Source organism: Streptomyces varsoviensis (genome assembly GCF_000718635.1).
GTDB lineage: Bacteria > Actinomycetota > Actinomycetes > Streptomycetales > Streptomycetaceae > Streptomyces > Streptomyces varsoviensis.
Window position 1 is genome coordinate 96,331 of record NZ_JOBF01000009.1, and the last position, 17,696, is coordinate 114,026.

Sequence of the window (17,696 nt, forward strand, 5' to 3'; positions counted from 1 at the left end):
GCACCCCCACCCCCATCCCGTGACCACCCGGACGAACACCCGGGCCTGCCTGGCCGGGGAAGACCTCGACTGGCTGGGTTACCGCTCCGTCTGCGTGGCGGCCGACCTCCCCACCCGCGTCCGCGTGCTGCCGGCCGGCGCAGGCGAACCGGGCGAGGAGGCCGAGGCCGAGGCCACGGCCGTATGGAATGCCATCCGCCGGCGGCTGCCGCACGTCGACGCGGAACGCCCCGCCGTGGCGATCGACGCCTCGGCACCGCTGGCCAGCGGGCTCTCCTCGTCCTCCTCGCTGATCATCGGCCTCTTCCGGACCTTCGCCCGGCACTTGGACCTCGAACTGGACGGCGCCACGCTGCTCCAGTGGGCGTACGACCACGAGTACGCGATCTACCACGGCGGCGGCATGGACCAGACGTCCATCATCGCGGGCGGCGCCACCCTCACCGAGGGGCGGGACGGCTCCGTACCCGTACTGACCGGGTGCGTCCCGTTTCCCGAGGACTGGACGATAGTCGTCATCGACTCGGCGACCCCCAAGTGCACGTCGCGCCACCTCGCGGACGTCCGCCGCCAGCACGCCCAGGGCGACCCGACCCTGCGCCGTTACATCGCCGCAGCCGACGGCTGCGCGGAGAAGGCATGGTCAGCGGTTGTAAGCGCGGACCTGACCCTCCTGGGCGAGGCGATGACCGAGGCCCATACGGCGATGCGGGACATCCAGCACATGTCCTCGGAGGTCCTGGAGGACATGCGACGGACGGCCCGCCGGACCGTCGGCCTCCCCGTGAAGATCACCGGAGCCGGGGGCGGCGGCTCCATGATCGGCGTCTGCCGGTCGGGGGACGCGGCCGAGATCAGGCATCTCCTCTCCCGCCACCTCCACGAGGAATACCCGCACGCCCGCGTCCTCCTGGCGGACGCCGCGCCCCTCACCGGCGACCTGCGCGCGGCCCGGCCCCAGCCGCAGGAACTCTCCGCGTAGCCCGTACCTCCCACCACAGAGGCGAAGCCCATGACCACTCCGGAATTCATCCTCCACCTCCGCAAGTTCATCGGCCACGACCCGCTATGGCTGTCCGGCGTCACGGCGGTCGTGTGCCACGAAGGGAAAGTCCTGCTCAACCGCCGTACGGACACGGGGAGATGGTCTCTCCTGCACGGCATCATCGAACCGGGGGAGCAGCCCGCGACCGCGGTGGCCCGCGAAGTCCACGAGGAGACGGGCATCGTCGTCGCCCCCGAACGCATCACCAGCGTCCACACGCTTCCCCCGCTGGTCTGCGACAACGGCGACCAGGTCCAGTACCTCGACATCACCTTCCTCTGCCGCCCGGTCGCAGGCGAGGCCCGCGTCAACGACGACGAGTCACTGGAAGTGGCCTGGTTCCCTTTGGACGCCCTCCCCGAACTCCCGGAAACCGACACCTTCCTGCTCTCAAGGGCCCTCGACGCCACCCCGACCCCGTGGTTCGCGCCTCCTTCGGCCACCTGACCTCATGGCCAAGAACGAGCTTGTAGGCGAATCACGGCCTGCCTAGCGTGTCGTGAACACGACGAAGGGATTCGGACACCAATGGCACGAATCAGCAGAAAGACCATCGCAAGCACCGGCGCGGCCCTCACCCTCGCCGCCACCGCCATACTCACCGGCGCCGGCCCCGCCGCCGCCGACGGCATGTACGACACCTGCCTCCCCGGCCGAGCCTGCATCACCTTCGCCCAAGGCGTCTACGCCGGCAAAGTCTGGGTCTTCGAAGGCTGCGGCTACCACCCCGTCAACGACAAGTTCAAATGGGCCGAAGCCCACGGCAACCCCTTCAAAATCTTCTACAACAACGGCTCCTGGGACCAGGTAGACCGCTGGCAAGCTCGCAGCCTCGACGGCATCAACGTAGCCAACCACGTAGAAATCTACTGCTGACCCCGCCGGCCCCCCGCAGGCCGGCGTCAGCGCTCAATAGCGTGGCCCGCCAGCCCGCCCCGCGCAGTCTCCTGGAACTTCACCTTCATGGATGCGGCAGACGGTAGACCCAGTGGTCAGCCGACCTGGGAAACACCGAGAACGCCGCACCCACAGCGCCCCGGCCCGTCCCGCGCTGACGCCCCCTCAAAACCCCCTGCGCCGCGCTCAAACTCCCTGGAAACCCCCTGACGGGAGGGCGTGTGCAGGGGGCTTCCAGGGCTTTGCCCTGCCTCGACGGTGATGACTTTCGGTAACGGGCGTGGGCCTTGGGTGCATTGATCGGGGATGACCGTCGAGCGAAGAGAAGTCGGTGATGGGGGCATCGTGAGGACGTCGGCTCCCGATTGCGTTCCCGCGGGGAAAACATGTTGGCGAGGAGAACACCAAGTCGGTCAAGAAGTTCCACCCGGGCGGCGAAACAACCCCGCGTGCGCGGGGACTACCCATGCGCGACGAGTAGGCCACCCAGCAAAAAGGGAACAGCCCCGCATGCGCGGGGACCACCGAGACGGAATAGCACCGTGGACCAGCCGACCGGGAACAGCCCCGCGTGCGCGGGGACCACGAATCCAGCTCCAACGTTTTGATTTCTTCGGTGGGAACAGCCCCGCGTGCGCGGGGACCACACGATCAGCTCATCGGTCACACGGGCATCAGACGGAACAGCCCCGCGTGCGCGGGGACCACGGCGAGCGCAAGCCCGTAGCCGGTGTCGGTGTGGGAACAGCCCCGCGTGCGCGGGGACCACCTCGGTCGAAGACGGTCGTATATGGCCGGTCAGGGAACAGCCCCGCGTGCGCGGGGACCACCCCATAGAGGCCACGCCCGCCATCGCGTCGCGGGGAACAGCCCCGCGTGCGCGGGGACCACGGATTGCGGCCTCCCTTCCACCACGGCCTCAAGGGAACAGCCCCGCGTGCGCGGGGACCACCGTACGACGGCGCCGATCCACTCACCGCCGTTGGGAACAGCCCCGCGTGCGCGGGGACCACGACGCCGCCAGCATCCGCCACACCTGGAACCTGGGAACAGCCCCGCGTGCGCGGGGACCACGCCCTGGGCAGACCGGTAATTCCACTGCCGGAGGGAACAGCCCCGCGTGCGCGGGGACCACCTGTGCCCCGTGGACCGGGGACCAGAGCAGCGGGGAACAGCCCCGCGTGCGCGGGGACCACACCACCGGGATGGGTGTCCACGACCACGGGTCGGGAACAGCCCCGCGTGCGCGGGGACCACTCCGCCTCCATCTGACACACCATCGGGGCCGCGGGAACAGCCCCGCGTGCGCGGGGACCACCCGCTGATGGCGTACGACCAGGCGACGCACCTGGGAACAGCCCCGCGTGCGCGGGGACCACACCGGCTCGCGGTTCGGCAGGTGCAGCGTCCCGGGAACAGCCCCGCGTGCGCGGGGACCACAGGGCGCGACCTGGGGTTTTATGGCGCTGGACAGCGGATTTTACCCACTATCGCAGATTCCGGCATAGCTTCAATGCAGGTATTAAATAGCCCAATTGATTTCAACCTCGTCCGAATCGGCGGCGCTTGGCCGCCTTGCTCCAGCCCTGTTTCGGGGGGTCGGTCGGGCTGGTGGTCTTGTGCGGTTGGGTGGGGTTGGGGCGGCGGAGGAGGGTGAGTCCTTCGTGGTCGGTGGGGTGCCAGGCGTGGTCGTGGGTTTCGAAGGTGAAGCCTTGTTCGTTGTTGGTCTGGTAGGCGAGCAGGGCGCGGCCCTTGCCGGAGTATTGGCGTACCTCGGCCCACAGGACGTCCCGTACGCGAGCGGAGGGGGAGCCGAGGAAGACGCCGGGGGAGAGTTCGAGGAGCCAGCGGGTGAGGAAGCCTCGGAGTCCTGCGGGGCAGTTGGCGAGGATGATGACGGTCACCAGATGGGCTCTTCCCCGTAGTTGCGGCCGCCTTCGAGGTGGAGGCCGCCGTCGGTCTGGAGGGTGACGCGGTCTTGGGCTTCCGCCGCTTCGCCGGTCTGGGGCTCGTCGTGGCGTAGGAGTTGCTTGATGTCGCGTACGCAACGGTCGAGCAGGGCGGTTTCGTTGATGCGGTCGCGCAGGGCTCGTCGGGTGCGGGTGGCGACGTCGTCGGGGCCGTGTGCAGCCGCGTCGAACGCGGCGGGAATGGCGATGTCGGTCTTGTAGAGGTCGGCGATGTCCAGGACGAAGGAGCGTTCGTGGCCGGAGTGGACGAAGCCGAGCGCCGGTGAGCAGCCGAGGGCTGTGACCACCGCGTGCGCGATGCCGTACATGCACTGTGCGGCCGCGGTCACGCCCTGGTTGGGTGCGTCGCCTGCGGAGAAGTCGCCGTGGTGGTATTCGCGGCGTCGCCAGGGGACTCCGGTGCGGGCGGATTCGCGGCGATAGCACTCCTTGAGGCGGCGGCCCTCCATGCGCAGCAGTTCGTCGCGGCTATGCCCGCCCGGGTCCTCGTCGGGGAACCGCAGGCGGTACATGTCGCGGGCGACCTCCAGCCGCGTGCGGCGGTTCGCCCAGGCGGTGGCGTGTGCTTCGGCGAGGGCGGAGGAGCGGGTGAGCGCCCGGCCGCCGGCGTAGTAGCGCACGCCGTGCTCGCCCACCCACACCACTCCGGCTCCGCACTCGCCGAGTACGGACATGGCCTGGTGGGTGACCCGGGTGCCGGGGCCCAGCAGGAGCGTTCCGATGGTGGCGGCGGGGATGTGGGTGATGCCCTCGGTGTCCGTGGCGGTGATGGCGTTGTCGTCGCGGTGGACGGTGCACCGCTCCAGGTAGACGAAGGAGAGCCGGTCGCCGACCCGGTGGAGCTCGCGGGGTGTGGAGGCGGCCCGGCGGCTGACGGTGCTCATCGGGCCGGGGCCAGGGTCATCAGGCCGCAGCCGTAGGCCTTGGCTTTGCCCAGTCCGTGGGTGAGCGTGCGGCGGAGGGCGTCGGGGTCGGTGATGCGCAGCCTGCCGTCGAAGGTGACGCGCACGAACCGGACGTCGCCGCGGGAGCCGGGCTCGCGTTTGCGGAACTGATGGGGCACCCGGTTGTGCACGATCACCTCGTGCTCGTCGCCGGGGTCGTCGTCGGTGCCGGGCAGCAGACGTCGCGCGTCGGGCGTACGGGTGATCTCGAAGCCGGCGGCCTTCTGACGTTCGAGGAGCCACCGCACCTGGTGTTTGGGGGTCAGGTGCGCGGTCCGCTTGGTGGGGGTGCCCTCGGCGCTGCCTGGTTTACGGATGTGGTGGACGGGGTTGGCGGTGAGGCGGAAGCCCCAGGTGTCTCCCTGTTTGAGGGTGTCAAGGAATTCCGCGTAGGCGAACGTCGTCCACCCCGGCTCTTCGGCCTTGGGCCAGCCCACCTGCTCGACGAGGTGCGTCAGGTCCGGCTTGCCGGGGCTGACGATGAACAGGTCGGGGCGGCCGGAGGGGCTGTGGTCGAGCCGCCAGAGCACACGGGGGCCCTGCTCCTGGAGGGGCGGGGGCGTGGGGAAGGCCATGTTGACCGCGCCGTGCATGAAGTGCGGTGAACCCAGCAACCGCCTGGCTTCGGTGCGGGCGGTGTTGATGCGGAAGCGCGTCAGGTACATCAGTCGGTCCTCGGGAAGCTCTCCGTGGTGCTCACGTCACCAGGGCCCACCGGCCGTAGACCGGCGGTCGGGTCGTGGGACGCGGGCGCGGCCCGGTCGGTGATCAGGCCGCGCAGTTCGTAGCGTCGGTGGCGGGGGTCGAAGCGGACCGGGGTATCGCGCTGCGACAGGTGCGGCGTCTCGCCCGGCGGGCAGTCGAGCAGCAGCTCCAGCGGTTCCGCTCCGGAAGACCCGCCACCGTACTCGGCAGCGCGCTCCAGTTGCCGTACATACCAGCGGGACGCCTGCCATGGAACGCCACGCAGCGCGTCCTCCAGGGAGATGTCCGCGGGCGGGCCCATCAGCACCGGCCTGGACGGCGGGCAGGAGCGGCGCCCGAGATACGGAAGGTAGTACGGAGCCCGGAGCGCTTGATGCAGATGTTGGAGCAGCGCGGCGTCGCCCTCCACACCGGCGACGAACACCGCGTCGGCGAGGTAATAACGCTCCGAGAGCGGCATCGCCTTGCCGGAGTCGGCGTGGTGCGCGGTATGGAAGTCCCGCATGCGGGAACCGGGTTGGTCGATCCGCACGCCGAAGCGCAGCGCGGCCAGGTCGGACAGGTCAGCGTCCCGGGGCCGGCCCTGCGCGGCGGCGAGCAGACCGAGCACCCCGCTCTTGGTGGGGGCGTTCTCCGTACTGCGGCGGGCGAAGCGCGCGGCAGAACCCCAGGACTGCATCGGGCCCGCCAGCCGGAGCAGCAGCGTGGTCATGCGCCACGCCCCAGCCGCCGGCCCACCGCCTCCGAGACCTCATTCACGAGCGTGGCCAGGGAGACTTCCGTGCCGAGTTCGCCGAGGGCACTGGTCTCTTCGCCTACCCGGAACACCCAGCTCTGTTCCGGGTCGGTGATCCCGTACTGGCGCTCCAGCTCGGGTACGAACTCGGCCAACCTGCGGCAGCTCTGGCGCAGGTAACCGCCGGCCGAGGTCTTGGGCACCGGCTCCTCGAAGGCGCCTACGAAGCTGACGGGCCAGCGGTCGCGCACCTTGACGAGCACGGCCGAGGGGAGAGTGTGGTTGCCGAAGGTGTTGATCTTCCCGGTCGGCAGAGAGGTGATGAACGCTTCCAGAAAGGCCCCGACCGCCTTCTCCACCGGCGTGGTGGGCGACTCGTTGTCGCGCAGCCCGTCCCCGAGGTTGCGCCGCAGCCGGTCGACGTCCACGGCGGCGTAGCGGTAGAGCGTGGCGGAGTTGAAGTCGATGGTGCCGATCATTCCCGCGCCGCTCTCGTCCTCCCGGCTGCGGTCGTCGACCGCCGTGTAGTAGTCGGACTCGATATCCGACTTGTGCACGCTGAGGGCGTGGGCCACCTGCGTGGCCGCGTCCACGTTCAGATCGGCGGAGTCGGCGACCATCCTGCCGAACAGCGCGATGTCGACCGAGTGCTGGGAGTCGACGGCCTGCCTGGCGCGGGCTTTGTTCTCCTTGTCCTTGAGGTACTTGGCAAGTGCCTCCGGGGTCGGGTCCTCGGCGTCGTCTTCCATCATGGCCAGCTCGGCGAGAGCGTCCAACTGCCGACTGCTCAGGAACATCAGGTAAGACGACTCGGGAGCCTCGGGGCTCTCCTCGCCGCTGGCGGCCTTGGACTTGCGGAGGGGGTCCTTGATGGCCGAGCCGGTCGCGGCCGTGAGTACCTGGGTGGCGAGCTGCACGGCTACCGGCTCCAATGCCGTGTCCCGCGCGACGATCCGTTCGGCCAGCGCGGCGGCCACCTTCTTGGTCCGCACGCCCAGTTCCGTCGGCGGCAGGAGGTCCTGGAACGCCCGCCGGGTAGCGCGCTTCCATGCCTGGCTGGACACACGAGCACGCCGTACCCCGCCGAAAACGGCCGATTTGGGGGTACCTGTGTCGTCCCTATTGAGATTGCTCGGAGGGACGGTCTGGAGGATATGGATGTCGAGGATGGTTCGGGTCACCGTGGATCCATTCTGCTCGCGGCCCTGCTCGTCGGGCCCGTCGGATGACGTGTGGAGGGGCGGGGTGTCCCCGGAGTCGTGGCCGGTGGTGCGCGCTCTGAGGGGGCGTCACACTGCGTCGGCGTCGGCCCCGTCGGCCGGGGACTGCGCGGCGTACGTGAGGTGGAACTCGCGTCCCCAGGCGCGGCGTACGCCGTCCTGGAGCGGTTCGTTCTGCCAGAGCCAGAGCTGGCCCGCGAGGTAGCCATAGTCCAGGGGGATGCGTGCGGTTCGCAGCAGGAGCACGATCTGGCGCAGGCGTCCGCTGAGGGTGTCGAAGTCCGTCGACGTGCCGAGCCGGACGAAACGTTTGCGGATTGCCTCGTTGGCGTCCTCGACGGGCTGCCGCTCGGACCGGGACCCACCGCCCTCGGAACCGCCTTCTCCGGGGCCGCTGGCTCCGGGGCTGCGGTCTTCGGAACCGCCCTTCCCGGGGTTGCGGTCTTCGGAACCGCCCTCCCCGGGGCTGCGGTCTTCGGAACCGCCTTCCCCAGCGTCGGGCGTCTCGCCCTGGCGCGGGTCCTGGGTGCCGGTCCTGCCGTGGGCGAGCCGCCGCACCGAGCGCCCGAGGTACCAGCCGCTCTGGTGCATCGAGGCGTCGCGGATGGACTGCTGGTGCAGGGCCCAGAGGGTCACCGCCAGGTGGACGGCCTGTTCCTCCTGCTCCTGACGGGCCTCGGTCCGTCGCCGCGCGCGGGCCGAGAGGTGCTCCGGTGCGGCCCGGCCCTCTTCGCGTTCCTGCGCCCCCTGCTTCGCCTTGTCCCGCAGGTAGGAGAGGTCTTCCAGGTCGTCGAGCCCCCACGCGGTGGGGGAGGCGTGCGGATCGCGGCCCGCCTCGCGCCGCAGCCGCGCGACGGCGGCCACCGCGAAGGCGACGTCCTGGCGGTAGCCGCTCTGCAGACGGCCGATGGTATGGCGGGCGGCGCGCTGCACCAGGGCGACGCTGCGCTCGGTCGCATGCGCATCCGCATCCGCATCCGCACTCGCCTCCGGCACGTACGAGGTGTGGCCCGTGCTGCTGGTCATGAGTCGCCTTTCCGGGGGCCGTCGGGGAAGCGGTCGGTGCGGGGCTTGTCGGCGGCCGGGCCCAGCACCTTGTTCAGGCGCCCGGCGAACCACACGTTGGCCCGGCCGGCGTCCACCCATCGGGGGCCGAGGCCGGGGAGTTCGGCCATGCGTCCCTCGTCCGCCGCCGGTCCGGCGGAAGCGAGCAACTCGCGGCCCAGGCGCGCGATGTGCCTGCGCACGATGGCCTTCCACGCCTGGCGCGCCGTCTCCAGGTCGGGATAGGACAGCAGGTCCCTCAGCCACGTCCGGTAAGGGCCGTCGAGCGCGCCGAACCCTGCGTCCCGCGCGGCGCCGGAGGGCGGGGCGGGGTCGCTCCCGGCGGCCCGCGCGAGGTTTGCGGCGAGTTGCCCCAGGGCGATGACGGCGCCCTCGGCCCACTGGACGCCGTCCAGGGCCGCGGCGCCGTACACCGGGTTCTTCTCGTGCAGGGTGATTACCGGGAGGACGACGGAGTCGTCCACGATCTCGTCCACCACCGACTGCTGTGTGCCGTAGACGGCCCCGACGAGGCGCAGCCGCACCAGCTTGCCGGGGGCCACGTCCCCCTCTGTGATCACTTGGGTGAACCACCGGCTGATGCCCGAGCGCAGTTCAAGGGGTGCTTCCCCCTTCTTTCCCCTCTCATCTGTGCCTTGGCGTGCGGGGAGGAGGGCGGCCAGGCCGCGCCAGGCGGCCTTGTCGGGGTCGTGCCTCTTGGGCATGTACACCAGCCCGCGCTGCTGCTTCTTCTCCTGGGTGGGGCTGCGGCGCCAGGCCGTCATGGGTTCCAGCTTCCAGGGGGACGCGAGAGCGAGCGGGTCCCCGTAGCCGAGAACGACGCCGGTCACCTCGCCGTTCTCCGGGTGCAGCCGCAGCCGCCGGGACTGCCACGTATACAGGTCGCGCAGCCCCAGCGGACGTCCGGAGTCACGCGGCGCGGCTCCGGACGGCGGGCCGCGCCACACGGGACGGTCGTCCTCGGCGTTGTCCTGTACGAGGTCGAGTTCATCGGGAGCGAGGAGGTTCAGCAGCAGCGTCTCGCGCAGCGAGTCGCCCTCGGCGAAGATGCCGCCCAGATTTCCCAGGGAACCTACTCCCAGTGGATAGACCTTTCCCGCCTTCGCGCGCTTCTCGTCGCCGGCCAGGGCCGACTTGATGCCGGAGGTGTCGAAGGCGTGGGCGTGCACCAGCCAGCGGGCCGCTTCCGCGTACGGGATGCTGTCGACGCCGGGTCGCCGCATGCTGAAGAACACCGAGCCGACGGGGACGTCCGTGACGATGCGGCTGAGCGGAGCCAGCTCGTCCTTGCCGGTCCGCAGCCCGGCCACCTGGTAGAAGGGCTGCTCCGGATGGAAAAGGTCGAAGCGGTCACGGTGACGTTCGAGATAGGCGGGCACCTCGGCGAACGGATCGCCGGACAGCCACAGCTCCTCCCAGTCCTCCAGCGTGCCCGGGAACGCGGCGCCGTGGACGTCCGCCAACGCGTCGTAGGCGATAGCCAGCAGCAGCCGCAGCAGAGCGATCTCCTGGGTCGGCAGATCCCCCACCATGCGACGAATCTCGCCGGCCTCGGCGAACAGCCCGGTAAGAGAGACCTCTCCCACCGACCCGTCCTGCCGCTGTACGGGCAGCCACGGCTCGGAGACCAGATTGAAGGAGGCGGGGCCATCCTCCGCCGACCGCTCCCTGGTCACCACACCGCCCTGCCATCCCCGCGGCGCCGTAACGTACTCGGCACCACGACCCTCGTTCTCCGCCTGCTCACTCCGACCGTCCCCTCCATCGCCCCCGCCGCCCGCCAGCGAGACCCACCCGCCGTCCGCCGGCGGGTCGGTATCGGATGGTGCGGCTGGCTCGCACCGCAGTCCTTCGGCGGGGCTGTACTGGAGAGTGAAGCCTGACAGGTGGGTCTGACATTTCTCGTCCAGAACGAGAAGCAACTCCCCGTCCAGCCACGGGCATTCCTTCACCTGCCAGGCCGGAATCAGCACGGTCTCCAGCTCAGCGATGGTGGGGTCGATCATCCAGAGCTTGCTGAAGATTGGGGGCAGGGTAAGAGAACTCGCCGCCACCGCTTCTGCCGCACGCCGCCCGGGCGGGAAATCAGTTGGCAGAACGAGACCACCACGCGGGCCTTCCGTATCGTCGGGCAACCACGGCACGGTGGCCAGGTGCCCGTCCGTGCGGCGTTGGACGACGAGGACCTCCAGGGACTCCTCGGTATCGCGCACCTGCGCCCGGCCCTCACCGGTGTCGTCGGTGTCCCCGGCCTGCGCTTCCAGCCACCCGTACACCGGCCGTCCAGCCCGCCGTACCGGCCCCAGGAGAAAGCCCTCCGCCGCCTCCCGCTTTCTGTCCAGCATCTTCGTGTGCACTGCCCGCGCCTCCTCCAGCGCCTGTGCCCACGGCTGCGGTACCGCGAGATCGGCGCCGTACGCCCGCTGCACCAGCGGGCTGATGTCCGTCGGCAGGCACAGGGGCGCGCCGTCCAGGTACGGACCGAGCACGGCCAGCGAGGCCAACAGCGTGAAATCGCCCTCGTAGACCGCCTGCGAGCCCTTGACGGGGAGGGGAGGCGTGGCCTGCCAGTCCTCCACTCCGGTGATCAGGCACCGTGCCTGGCGCAGCCGGGCTGGGCGAGACCTCGGGTGCCGGTGCAGCCGTCCCATGCGTTGCAGGACCAGGTCGACCGGTGCCAAGTCGGTGACCAGCAGGTCGAAGTCGACATCCAGCGACTGCTCGACCACCTGGCTGGCCACCACCACATGCCGGCGGGGGCGTTCGTCGCTGCCCGGTCCGAACCGCCGCACCAGGTCCGCGTCCTTCGCCGCCCGGTCAGCAGCCAGGAAACGGGAGTGCGCGACCGTCACCGCCTCGTTCCCGAACCTCTCGCGCAGCCCCTCCGCCGCTTCCAGCACCCGGGCCACCGTGTTGCGGACGACCAGCGCACAGCCCCCGTCGGCCAGTTCCTCCGCCAACCGGTCGGCCAACTTCCTCACGTCGTCGTCGAACCGCTCCACCACCACCTCGGTGCGGCGCTCCGAGGCCGCCTGCGGACGTACGCTCACGGTCTGGCAGCCCGGCGACGCCGCAGTCACCAAGGGGTAGGCGTCGGCGTCGGTCTCGATCCGCGCGGCCCCGGACTTCCCCGCGTACGCGGCGGCCAGTGCGCGTCGGCGCTCTGCCGGGAGCGTCGCGGACAGCAGGACCACGGGTACGCGGTAGGCCGCCAGCCACTCCAGTACCCGCTCCAGATACCGGCTCATGTACGCGTCGTAGGCGTGCACCTCGTCAATGATCACGACCTTGCCGGCCACCGCCAGGTGCCGCAGCGCCAGGTGCCGACTCTTCAGCCCGGCGAACAGCACCTGATCGATCGTCCCCACCGCGAACGACGCCAGGAGCTGCTTCTTCCGCCCCCGCAACCACGCGTGCGCGTGCAGTCCCGCCGGCCGGCCACCGATGGCCGCGCCCTCGGCCTCCCCGTCCGGATCGACCGCGGTGATGGCCCGCCGTCCTTCGCGCAGCATGCCGCTCCACGTGCCGTTCAAGGCAGCCTTGGCGTGCGCGAGTACGACCGACAGCGAAGCGTCCTCCTCGCACGGAAGCGCATCCAGCCACCCCGTCAAGCGGCCGAACATCGCATCGCTGGTCGCCCGCGTCGGCAGCGCCACCAGCACCCCGCCCGCCCCCGACCGCGCGGCGAGCACCTCCGAAGCGGCCAGCGCGGCCTCCGTCTTGCCCTCTCCCATGGGCGCTTCGATCACCAACAGGCCCGGCTCGGGCATCGCGCGCGCCGCCCGTACGGCCTCGACCTGCACCGGGCGCACTTCGAAGCCCCGCAACTTCGGGAAACGCACCGCGAACAGCTCCGACACTGGCTCCTGCGGCACCTCCGGCTTCCACGGTCCCGGTAGATCCAGTCCCACCCAGGCGGCCCGCAACCGCCGCTGTTCTCCGACCGCACCGGCCGGTTGCCACGACTCCGGGTCGTACGGGAAGAGCTCCGGCGCACTCGCGATCCAGTCGGAGACGATCACCACCGAGGACAGCAGCACCTGCGCCGTCTGCGGCAGCCGCACCCCCGCCCACCGCTCGAACCGGTCCGTCACCCCGGCGGCCTGCGCGCACGCGTCCATCAGCGAGAACTGCACCTCGCGCCAACGTTGTTCAGCCGTGCCGGGATGCCGCAGAAGATGAGGACGGAGCTGGAGATCGTGAATGTGCTGATGCTCCGGTGGTACCCCATGATGCCCACCCACAACAACCGCGAACTGCCCGGACACCCGGCCCGCGAGCCCGAACCGTTCCTCCAGCCACTCCTGCAACAGCAACTGCCCGGCCAGCCCATGCGGCGCCAGACGACGGTCCGTCCCGTACTCCTTCATGGTCAGCATGTCGAGCCCGGCATCCCGCATGCCCACAGCAAGAGATTCGACCTGGCAGGCAAAGGCGGGCGTGGCTTTTCCTACGTCGTGCACCCCTGCGAGGAACCGCGCCAGCCGAAGGGCATCTTCCTCCCCGCCCGGCAAGGCCTCAGCCACCAGCCCCCTGACCGACCGGGGCACCCACCGCTCCCACAACTCCCCAGCCACAGCCGCACTGTCAGCCATGTGCCGCCACAACGGAAGCCAGCCCTCCGTCTTACGGTCATGCTTCGCCCACACCACCCGCGCCGCCGAGGGCAACCCCTGAAACGCCGAGGAATGGGCCTCAGCCGCCACACTCATAGAAGCATCAGACATCCCGAACCCTCCTCCGGAACCGATACGCCAAAAGCCCTCTCGCGGTGCCCGGAACCGGTGTAAGGGGGCGCGGTTCCAGCCGTGCCGGCCGACACCGGATGACTCCGGTGTCGGCCAGCCCTGCCGCTCGGGTCAAGCTCGGCGCGTCGAGGGCCTGGAGTCGACCAGTACGAGCACTACGACCACGACCACGACCGCTCCCCACAGCCATGGCGCTTGCGGCGGCGTAGCCGGGGCGGCGGTAAGGGCGGCGACGATCAGCCTGACGGTGCTGGCGTGCGGGGGCGGTTCGGGGGTGTGGCCACTCACGTCTTGATGGCGCATTGGTAAAATCCTTCTCGTTCCTGCTGTTCAGGCGTTAGGAACTGACTGGGGCCCGCCTTTCCTCGCTGGCACGAGGGGGAGCGGGCCCCACGCGTATCAACGTGAGGACCGCTCTGGCGACCCGAGTGGGGAGCGTAGCGCACATGAAGTCCCGTGCGTGCCGCGCTTGTTGAGTCTCTGGGATCCACGCCACCTAGGTCCGCTGCCCTCCCCAGTTCACCTTCGTGCTGCAACTCGACGCGCAGCTCCATTGGGGTCGCCGTGGTGCTTTCGCGGTCCGTCCGGATAGGGGTGCCTGCCGACGAGTCTCCTGTGAACCACTTCCGAACGCACAGGCGTCATCAGCCCAATCACCGAAGGTGTGTCAGGCGCCGCGAGACCCATCTCTCCCGGATGTGAGAAGGGCTTTGCCACAGCCTCGAACCTGATGGGATCTTCGTACGCGCTTCCGGTGTGGTGGAAGTTCAGCCGCACGAGGCGGAAGCCACCCTGCGCGGACGGGCAAGACGTAAGGTCTGCGCGCGTCGGCCGGGGTGAGCAGACGGCCCCGCATGCGCGGGGATCACTGTGAACGTCACCTGGGGCCGCTGCCTCCCCATGGGACAGCCCCGCGGGGGCGGGGGCAATCCATACTCTCCTGTTTGCGGCTGACTGCAGAAGATGACAGTAACCACTTCTGGCAAGCCGCTCACGAGGGGACTCGCTCGTTCGTGGGAATGGGAGCAGTTTGGGGCTTGCTTGAACCCCTCCAGGGTGTCGTGGAGGAGTCGGCACTGATTCCCCGGGTGGTGCATGGCACTACCCTTCCACTCGTCACCGCATCGGCCTGACCGCCAAGATCTGCGAACCGGCGCAAGGTGCAATCTAGGAGTGGAATGCGGCAAATGCCGGAGTCTGTCTTAGTGGGTAAAATCTGGTCTCTCATGGAATGAAACTGCAGGTCGGCGCCTGTGGTCCCCGCGCACGCGGGGCTGGACCCCGCCGGTACACGGCCGGTCCGACGACCCTGTCGTGGTCCCCGCGCACGCGGGGCTGGACCCTGCTCCGGTCCAGGAAAATGGCGCAAACTGCAGTGGTCCCCGCGCACGCGGGGCTGGACCCCGCATAACAATCGGCTTTTGTGATCATGGGTCGTGGTCCCCGCGCACGCGGGGCTGGACCCGGCCTGGAAGACCTCGTCAGCCTGGGAGGCGTGTGGTCCCCGCGCACGCGGGGCTGGACCCACCGCTACGAAGATCCGCCGCCTCCACCGCAAGTGGTCCCCGCGCACGCGGGGCTGGACCCCCGCCCGCAGATAACCCGCCTGTCGGCCCGGCGTGGTCCCCGCGCACGCGGGGCTGGACCCAAGTGCGTTGCCTGGTTGAAGGCCATGAGCGGGTGGTCCCCGCGCACGCGGGGCTGTTACCACGCCCCCGACCAAGGGCGACGATTGGTGACCGTGGTCCCCGCACACGCGGGGCTGTTCCCGCCATCAGGCCACCGCCTTGAGCGCCTTGCTCGTGGTCCCCGCGCACGCGGGGCTGTTCCCCCCGGAGGCTCGGAGTACGAAGAGCAGACGTGCGTGGTCCCCGTACACGCGGGGCTGTTCCCGCGACCTGGACGCACCGCGGCACCCGAACGGAGTGGTCCCCGCGCACGCGAAACCTTCGTCCTTCCGTGCCCGGAGCCCTGCGGGTTCGTGAAGGGAGTGCGCCCAGTGCGGACGACGGAATCCCGAACCTCGCCGACAGGCGAACAACGGCCTGCCGGAGGAGTTCTGGCCCTTCATCTTTTTTCCCTGGCCAGTTCTTCGAAGGCGGTGGCGTATTCCTCGGCAGTGGGCGTGGCGAAGGCCTTGCTCAGCGTCTCCCCGTATGCCTTGAAATCTTCTGCCGATGGGCACTGAGGATTTGCGGGTTCTACTCTCCCGCGGGCTGTGAGGCGGCCCGTGGCGGCCTCGCGGAGCTCCAGGAGGTACCTGCCGGTTCGGAGGGGGACGGTGCGATCGGCGTACGTGCACCGCTTTCCGCTGTCGCGGTGGTCGTCCTTGTCGATGCCCGTACAGCCGACCAACTGCACCCGGCGGACGTCGTGTTCCCGCCAGGTGAGGTGAGGGCTGTCGGGGAGGGCGTCCAGGACGATCCGCGCGCGGCCGGGGTTTCCGCCGTTCTGCTGGTGATACAGCCAGATCGGAGCCGGGCCGGTTTCCGTCCGCGGGGCGCTCTCGGTGAAATACCTGGGCGGGAGTTCGCACAGCCCGATCAGACTGCTGTGGCTGGTGAGCGTCTGGTCGGCCTCTTTCGGCGTCGTCTCAGCGCACACCACCGCGATCATGATGCCGGCCGGGATGCCCACGGTCAGTGCGGCAAGCCCGACGCAGCCCAGTGGCGTCTCCCAGATTCCCTTCGCCCTGACGCGCCACACCAGCCAGTTACGCCTCCACCAAAGCACCCCGCCCCCAACCCCCACCCAACGTGAACTGCGAGATCGTATCCGCCGCCGAGCTACGGCAGACGTGGCGGTCGGAGACGGCCGTTCGGCATGCAGAGGCAGGCAGGTCAGTCGGCTCGCCAGTCAGCACTCAATAACGTTGACCGCCAGCCCGCCCCGCGCCGTCTCCTTGTACTTCACCTTCATGTCGGCGCCCGTCTCCTTCATGGTTTTTATGACCTTGTCGAGGGAGACGTGGTGGCGGCCGTCGCCGCGGAGGGCCATGCGGGCGGCGGTGACGGCTTTGACGGCGGCCATGCCGTTGCGTTCGATGCAGGGGATCTGGACGAGGCCGCCGACGGGGTCGCAGGTGAGGCCGAGGTTGTGTTCCATGCCGATCTCGGCGGCGTTCTCGACCTGTTCGGGGGAGCCGCCGAGGACCTCGGCGAGACCGCCGGCGGCCATGGAGCAGGCGGAGCCGACCTCGCCCTGGCAGCCGACCTCGGCGCCGGAGATGGAGGCGTTCTCCTTGAAGAGCATGCCGATGGCGCTGGCGGCGAGGAGGAAGCGGACGACGCCGTCCTCGTCGGCGCCGGGCACGAAGTTCACGTAGTAGTGCAGGACGGCGGGGATGATGCCGGCGGCGCCGTTGGTGGGGGCGGTGACGACGCGGCCACCGGCGGCGTTCTCCTCGTTCACGGCCATGGCGTAGAGGGTGGTCCACTCCATGGCGCGAGCGGCGGGTTCGCCCTCGGCGCGCAGTTGGCGGGCGGAGTGGGCGGCGCGGCGGCGGACCTTGAGGCCGCCGGGGAGGATGCCCTCGCGGGACATGCCGCGCGAGACGCACGCCTGCATGACGCCCCAGATCTCCAGCAGACCGGCGCGGATCTCTTCCTCGGTGCGCCACGCCTTCTCGTTCTCCAGCATCAGGGCCGAGATCGACAGGCCCGTCTCCCGGGAGCGGCGCAGCAGCTCGTCACCAGTGCGGAAAGGATACTTCAGCACCGTGTCGTCCAGCTTGATGCGGTCCTCGCCGACCGCGTCCTCGTCCACGACGAAGCCGCCGCCCACCGAGTAGTAGGTCTTCTCCAGGAGCGGCAGACCGTCCTCGTCGTACGCGAAGAGGGTCATGCCGTTGGCGTGGTACGGCAGGGAGCGGCGGCGGTGCAGGATGAGCTGGTTGGGCTCGTCGAAGTCGATCTCGTGGGCGTCGCCGATCTCCGCGCCGAGCAGCCGCAGCCGCTTGGTCCGCCGGATGCGGTCGACCTCGTCGTCCGCGGTCTCGACGTTCACGCTGCGCGGGGAGTGGCCCTCCAGCCCGAGGAGTACGGCCTTGGGGGTGCCGTGGCCGTGTCCGGTCGCGCCGAGGGAGCCGAAGAGCTCCGCCCGCACTGACGTGGTGTGGGCGAGCACGCCTTCGTTCTTGAGCCTGCGCGCGAACATCCGGGCCGCGCGCATGGGGCCGACCGTGTGCGAACTGGAGGGGCCGATGCCGATGGAGAAGAGATCGAAGACGGAGATGGCCACGGTGGCGGACCCCTTGTCTGCTCGTGGTGGGTGGTGCGGGCACTGCTGTGCCGCGAGCGGTGTCCTGGTGAGGGACGCCGCCGCGGCGCGGGCGCTGCGCCGTGACGGGGCGCATGGCACGGGGCAC

13 protein-coding genes and 2 CRISPR repeat arrays are annotated in these 17,696 nt (G+C 69.9%); of the genes, 3 read left to right on the plus strand and 10 right to left on the minus strand.

Annotated features, from left to right (window positions below):
- The first annotated feature begins 19 nt into the window (after window positions 1–19).
- The 3 genes from IF55_RS14925 to IF55_RS14935 all read left to right on the plus strand — a co-directional run bounded on the left by IF55_RS14925 (window position 20) and on the right by IF55_RS14935 (window position 1,921).
- Window positions 20–982, plus strand: a complete 963-nt coding sequence (locus IF55_RS14925; RefSeq protein ID WP_245661205.1) for a GHMP family kinase ATP-binding protein — start codon at window positions 20–22, stop codon at window positions 980–982.
- Between the two features lie 30 nt (window positions 983–1,012).
- Window positions 1,013–1,492 (plus strand): NUDIX hydrolase, encoded by a 480-nt coding sequence (locus IF55_RS14930; RefSeq protein WP_030885808.1) that lies wholly within the window; start codon window positions 1,013–1,015, stop codon window positions 1,490–1,492.
- Window positions 1,493–1,573: 81 nt separating this feature from the next.
- A complete protein-coding gene (locus IF55_RS14935) occupies window positions 1,574–1,921 on the plus strand; it encodes a hypothetical protein (protein ID WP_048831987.1) in 348 nt (115 codons plus the stop codon).
- 456 nt (window positions 1,922–2,377) lie between these two features.
- A CRISPR array of direct repeats spans window positions 2,378–3,382; the repeat unit is 29 nt; unit sequence GGGAACAGCCCCGCGTGCGCGGGGACCAC.
- A gap of 101 nt (window positions 3,383–3,483) precedes the next feature.
- On the opposite strand, the gene cas2e is transcribed toward IF55_RS14935, so the two are convergent.
- The 10 genes from cas2e to IF55_RS14980 all read right to left on the minus strand — a co-directional run bounded on the left by cas2e (window position 3,484) and on the right by IF55_RS14980 (window position 17,569).
- The gene (gene cas2e / locus IF55_RS14940; RefSeq protein ID WP_030885815.1) at window positions 3,484–3,846 is read right to left on the minus strand and encodes a type I-E CRISPR-associated endoribonuclease Cas2e; all 363 of its coding nucleotides are present in this window, start codon (window positions 3,844–3,846) and stop codon (window positions 3,484–3,486) included.
- Window positions 3,843–4,796 carry a type I-E CRISPR-associated endonuclease Cas1e gene (cas1e, locus tag IF55_RS14945; protein WP_030885817.1) on the minus strand — a complete coding sequence of 318 codons (954 nt, stop codon included), beginning with the start codon at window positions 4,794–4,796 and terminating at the stop codon, window positions 3,843–3,845. Before cas1e ends, cas2e begins: the two co-directional genes overlap by 4 nt.
- Window positions 4,793–5,521 (minus strand): type I-E CRISPR-associated protein Cas6/Cse3/CasE, encoded by a 729-nt coding sequence (cas6e, locus tag IF55_RS14950; protein ID WP_030885820.1) that lies wholly within the window; start codon window positions 5,519–5,521, stop codon window positions 4,793–4,795. The genes cas1e and cas6e overlap by 4 nt, the downstream gene beginning before the upstream one ends.
- Complete coding sequence (gene cas5e, locus IF55_RS14955; protein ID WP_030885823.1) at window positions 5,521–6,273, minus strand: type I-E CRISPR-associated protein Cas5/CasD; 753 nt, start codon at window positions 6,271–6,273, stop codon at window positions 5,521–5,523. The genes cas6e and cas5e overlap by 1 nt, the downstream gene beginning before the upstream one ends.
- The gene (gene cas7e / locus IF55_RS14960; RefSeq protein WP_030885826.1) at window positions 6,270–7,478 is read right to left on the minus strand and encodes a type I-E CRISPR-associated protein Cas7/Cse4/CasC; all 1,209 of its coding nucleotides are present in this window, start codon (window positions 7,476–7,478) and stop codon (window positions 6,270–6,272) included. Before cas7e ends, cas5e begins: the two co-directional genes overlap by 4 nt.
- Before the next feature lie 108 nt (window positions 7,479–7,586).
- Entirely contained in the window at window positions 7,587–8,543 is a 957-nt protein-coding gene (gene casB, locus IF55_RS40585; RefSeq protein ID WP_051776187.1) for a type I-E CRISPR-associated protein Cse2/CasB, read from the minus strand.
- The gene (gene casA / locus IF55_RS14970; protein WP_048831988.1) at window positions 8,540–13,294 is read right to left on the minus strand and encodes a type I-E CRISPR-associated protein Cse1/CasA; all 4,755 of its coding nucleotides are present in this window, start codon (window positions 13,292–13,294) and stop codon (window positions 8,540–8,542) included. Before casA ends, casB begins: the two co-directional genes overlap by 4 nt.
- Window positions 13,295–13,441: 147 nt before the next feature.
- The gene (locus tag IF55_RS39360; protein ID WP_157854438.1) at window positions 13,442–13,633 is read right to left on the minus strand and encodes a hypothetical protein; all 192 of its coding nucleotides are present in this window, start codon (window positions 13,631–13,633) and stop codon (window positions 13,442–13,444) included.
- A 950-nt stretch (window positions 13,634–14,583) separates the two neighbouring features.
- A CRISPR array of direct repeats spans window positions 14,584–15,223; the repeat unit is 29 nt; unit sequence GTGGTCCCCGCGCACGCGGGGCTGGACCC.
- Window positions 15,224–15,397: 174 nt separating this feature from the next.
- Window positions 15,398–16,036, minus strand: a complete 639-nt coding sequence (locus IF55_RS14975) for a hypothetical protein (RefSeq protein WP_030885831.1) — start codon at window positions 16,034–16,036, stop codon at window positions 15,398–15,400.
- Between the two features lie 150 nt (window positions 16,037–16,186).
- A complete protein-coding gene (locus tag IF55_RS14980) occupies window positions 16,187–17,569 on the minus strand; it encodes an L-serine ammonia-lyase (protein WP_030885834.1) in 1,383 nt (460 codons plus the stop codon).
- Window positions 17,570–17,696 lie beyond the last annotated feature (127 nt).

What these genes read in the sequence shown, in the direction of transcription:
- IF55_RS14930 (WP_030885808.1), top strand. Translation starts at nt 1,013, where the DNA reads ATGACCACTCCGGAATTCATCCTCCACCTCCGCAAGTTCATCGGCCAC.
- IF55_RS14935 (WP_048831987.1), top strand. Translation starts at nt 1,574, where the DNA reads ATGGCACGAATCAGCAGAAAGACCATCGCAAGCACCGGCGCGGCCCTC.
- cas1e (WP_030885817.1), bottom strand. Translation starts at nt 4,796, where the DNA reads ATGAGCACCGTCAGCCGCCGGGCCGCCTCCACACCCCGCGAGCTCCAC.
- cas6e (WP_030885820.1), bottom strand. Translation starts at nt 5,521, where the DNA reads ATGTACCTGACGCGCTTCCGCATCAACACCGCCCGCACCGAAGCCAGG.
- cas5e (WP_030885823.1), bottom strand. Translation starts at nt 6,273, where the DNA reads ATGACCACGCTGCTGCTCCGGCTGGCGGGCCCGATGCAGTCCTGGGGT.
- casB (WP_051776187.1), bottom strand. Translation starts at nt 8,543, where the DNA reads ATGACCAGCAGCACGGGCCACACCTCGTACGTGCCGGAGGCGAGTGCG.
- casA (WP_048831988.1), bottom strand. Translation starts at nt 13,294, where the DNA reads ATGAGTGTGGCGGCTGAGGCCCATTCCTCGGCGTTTCAGGGGTTGCCC.
- IF55_RS39360 (WP_157854438.1), bottom strand. Translation starts at nt 13,633, where the DNA reads ATGCGCCATCAAGACGTGAGTGGCCACACCCCCGAACCGCCCCCGCAC.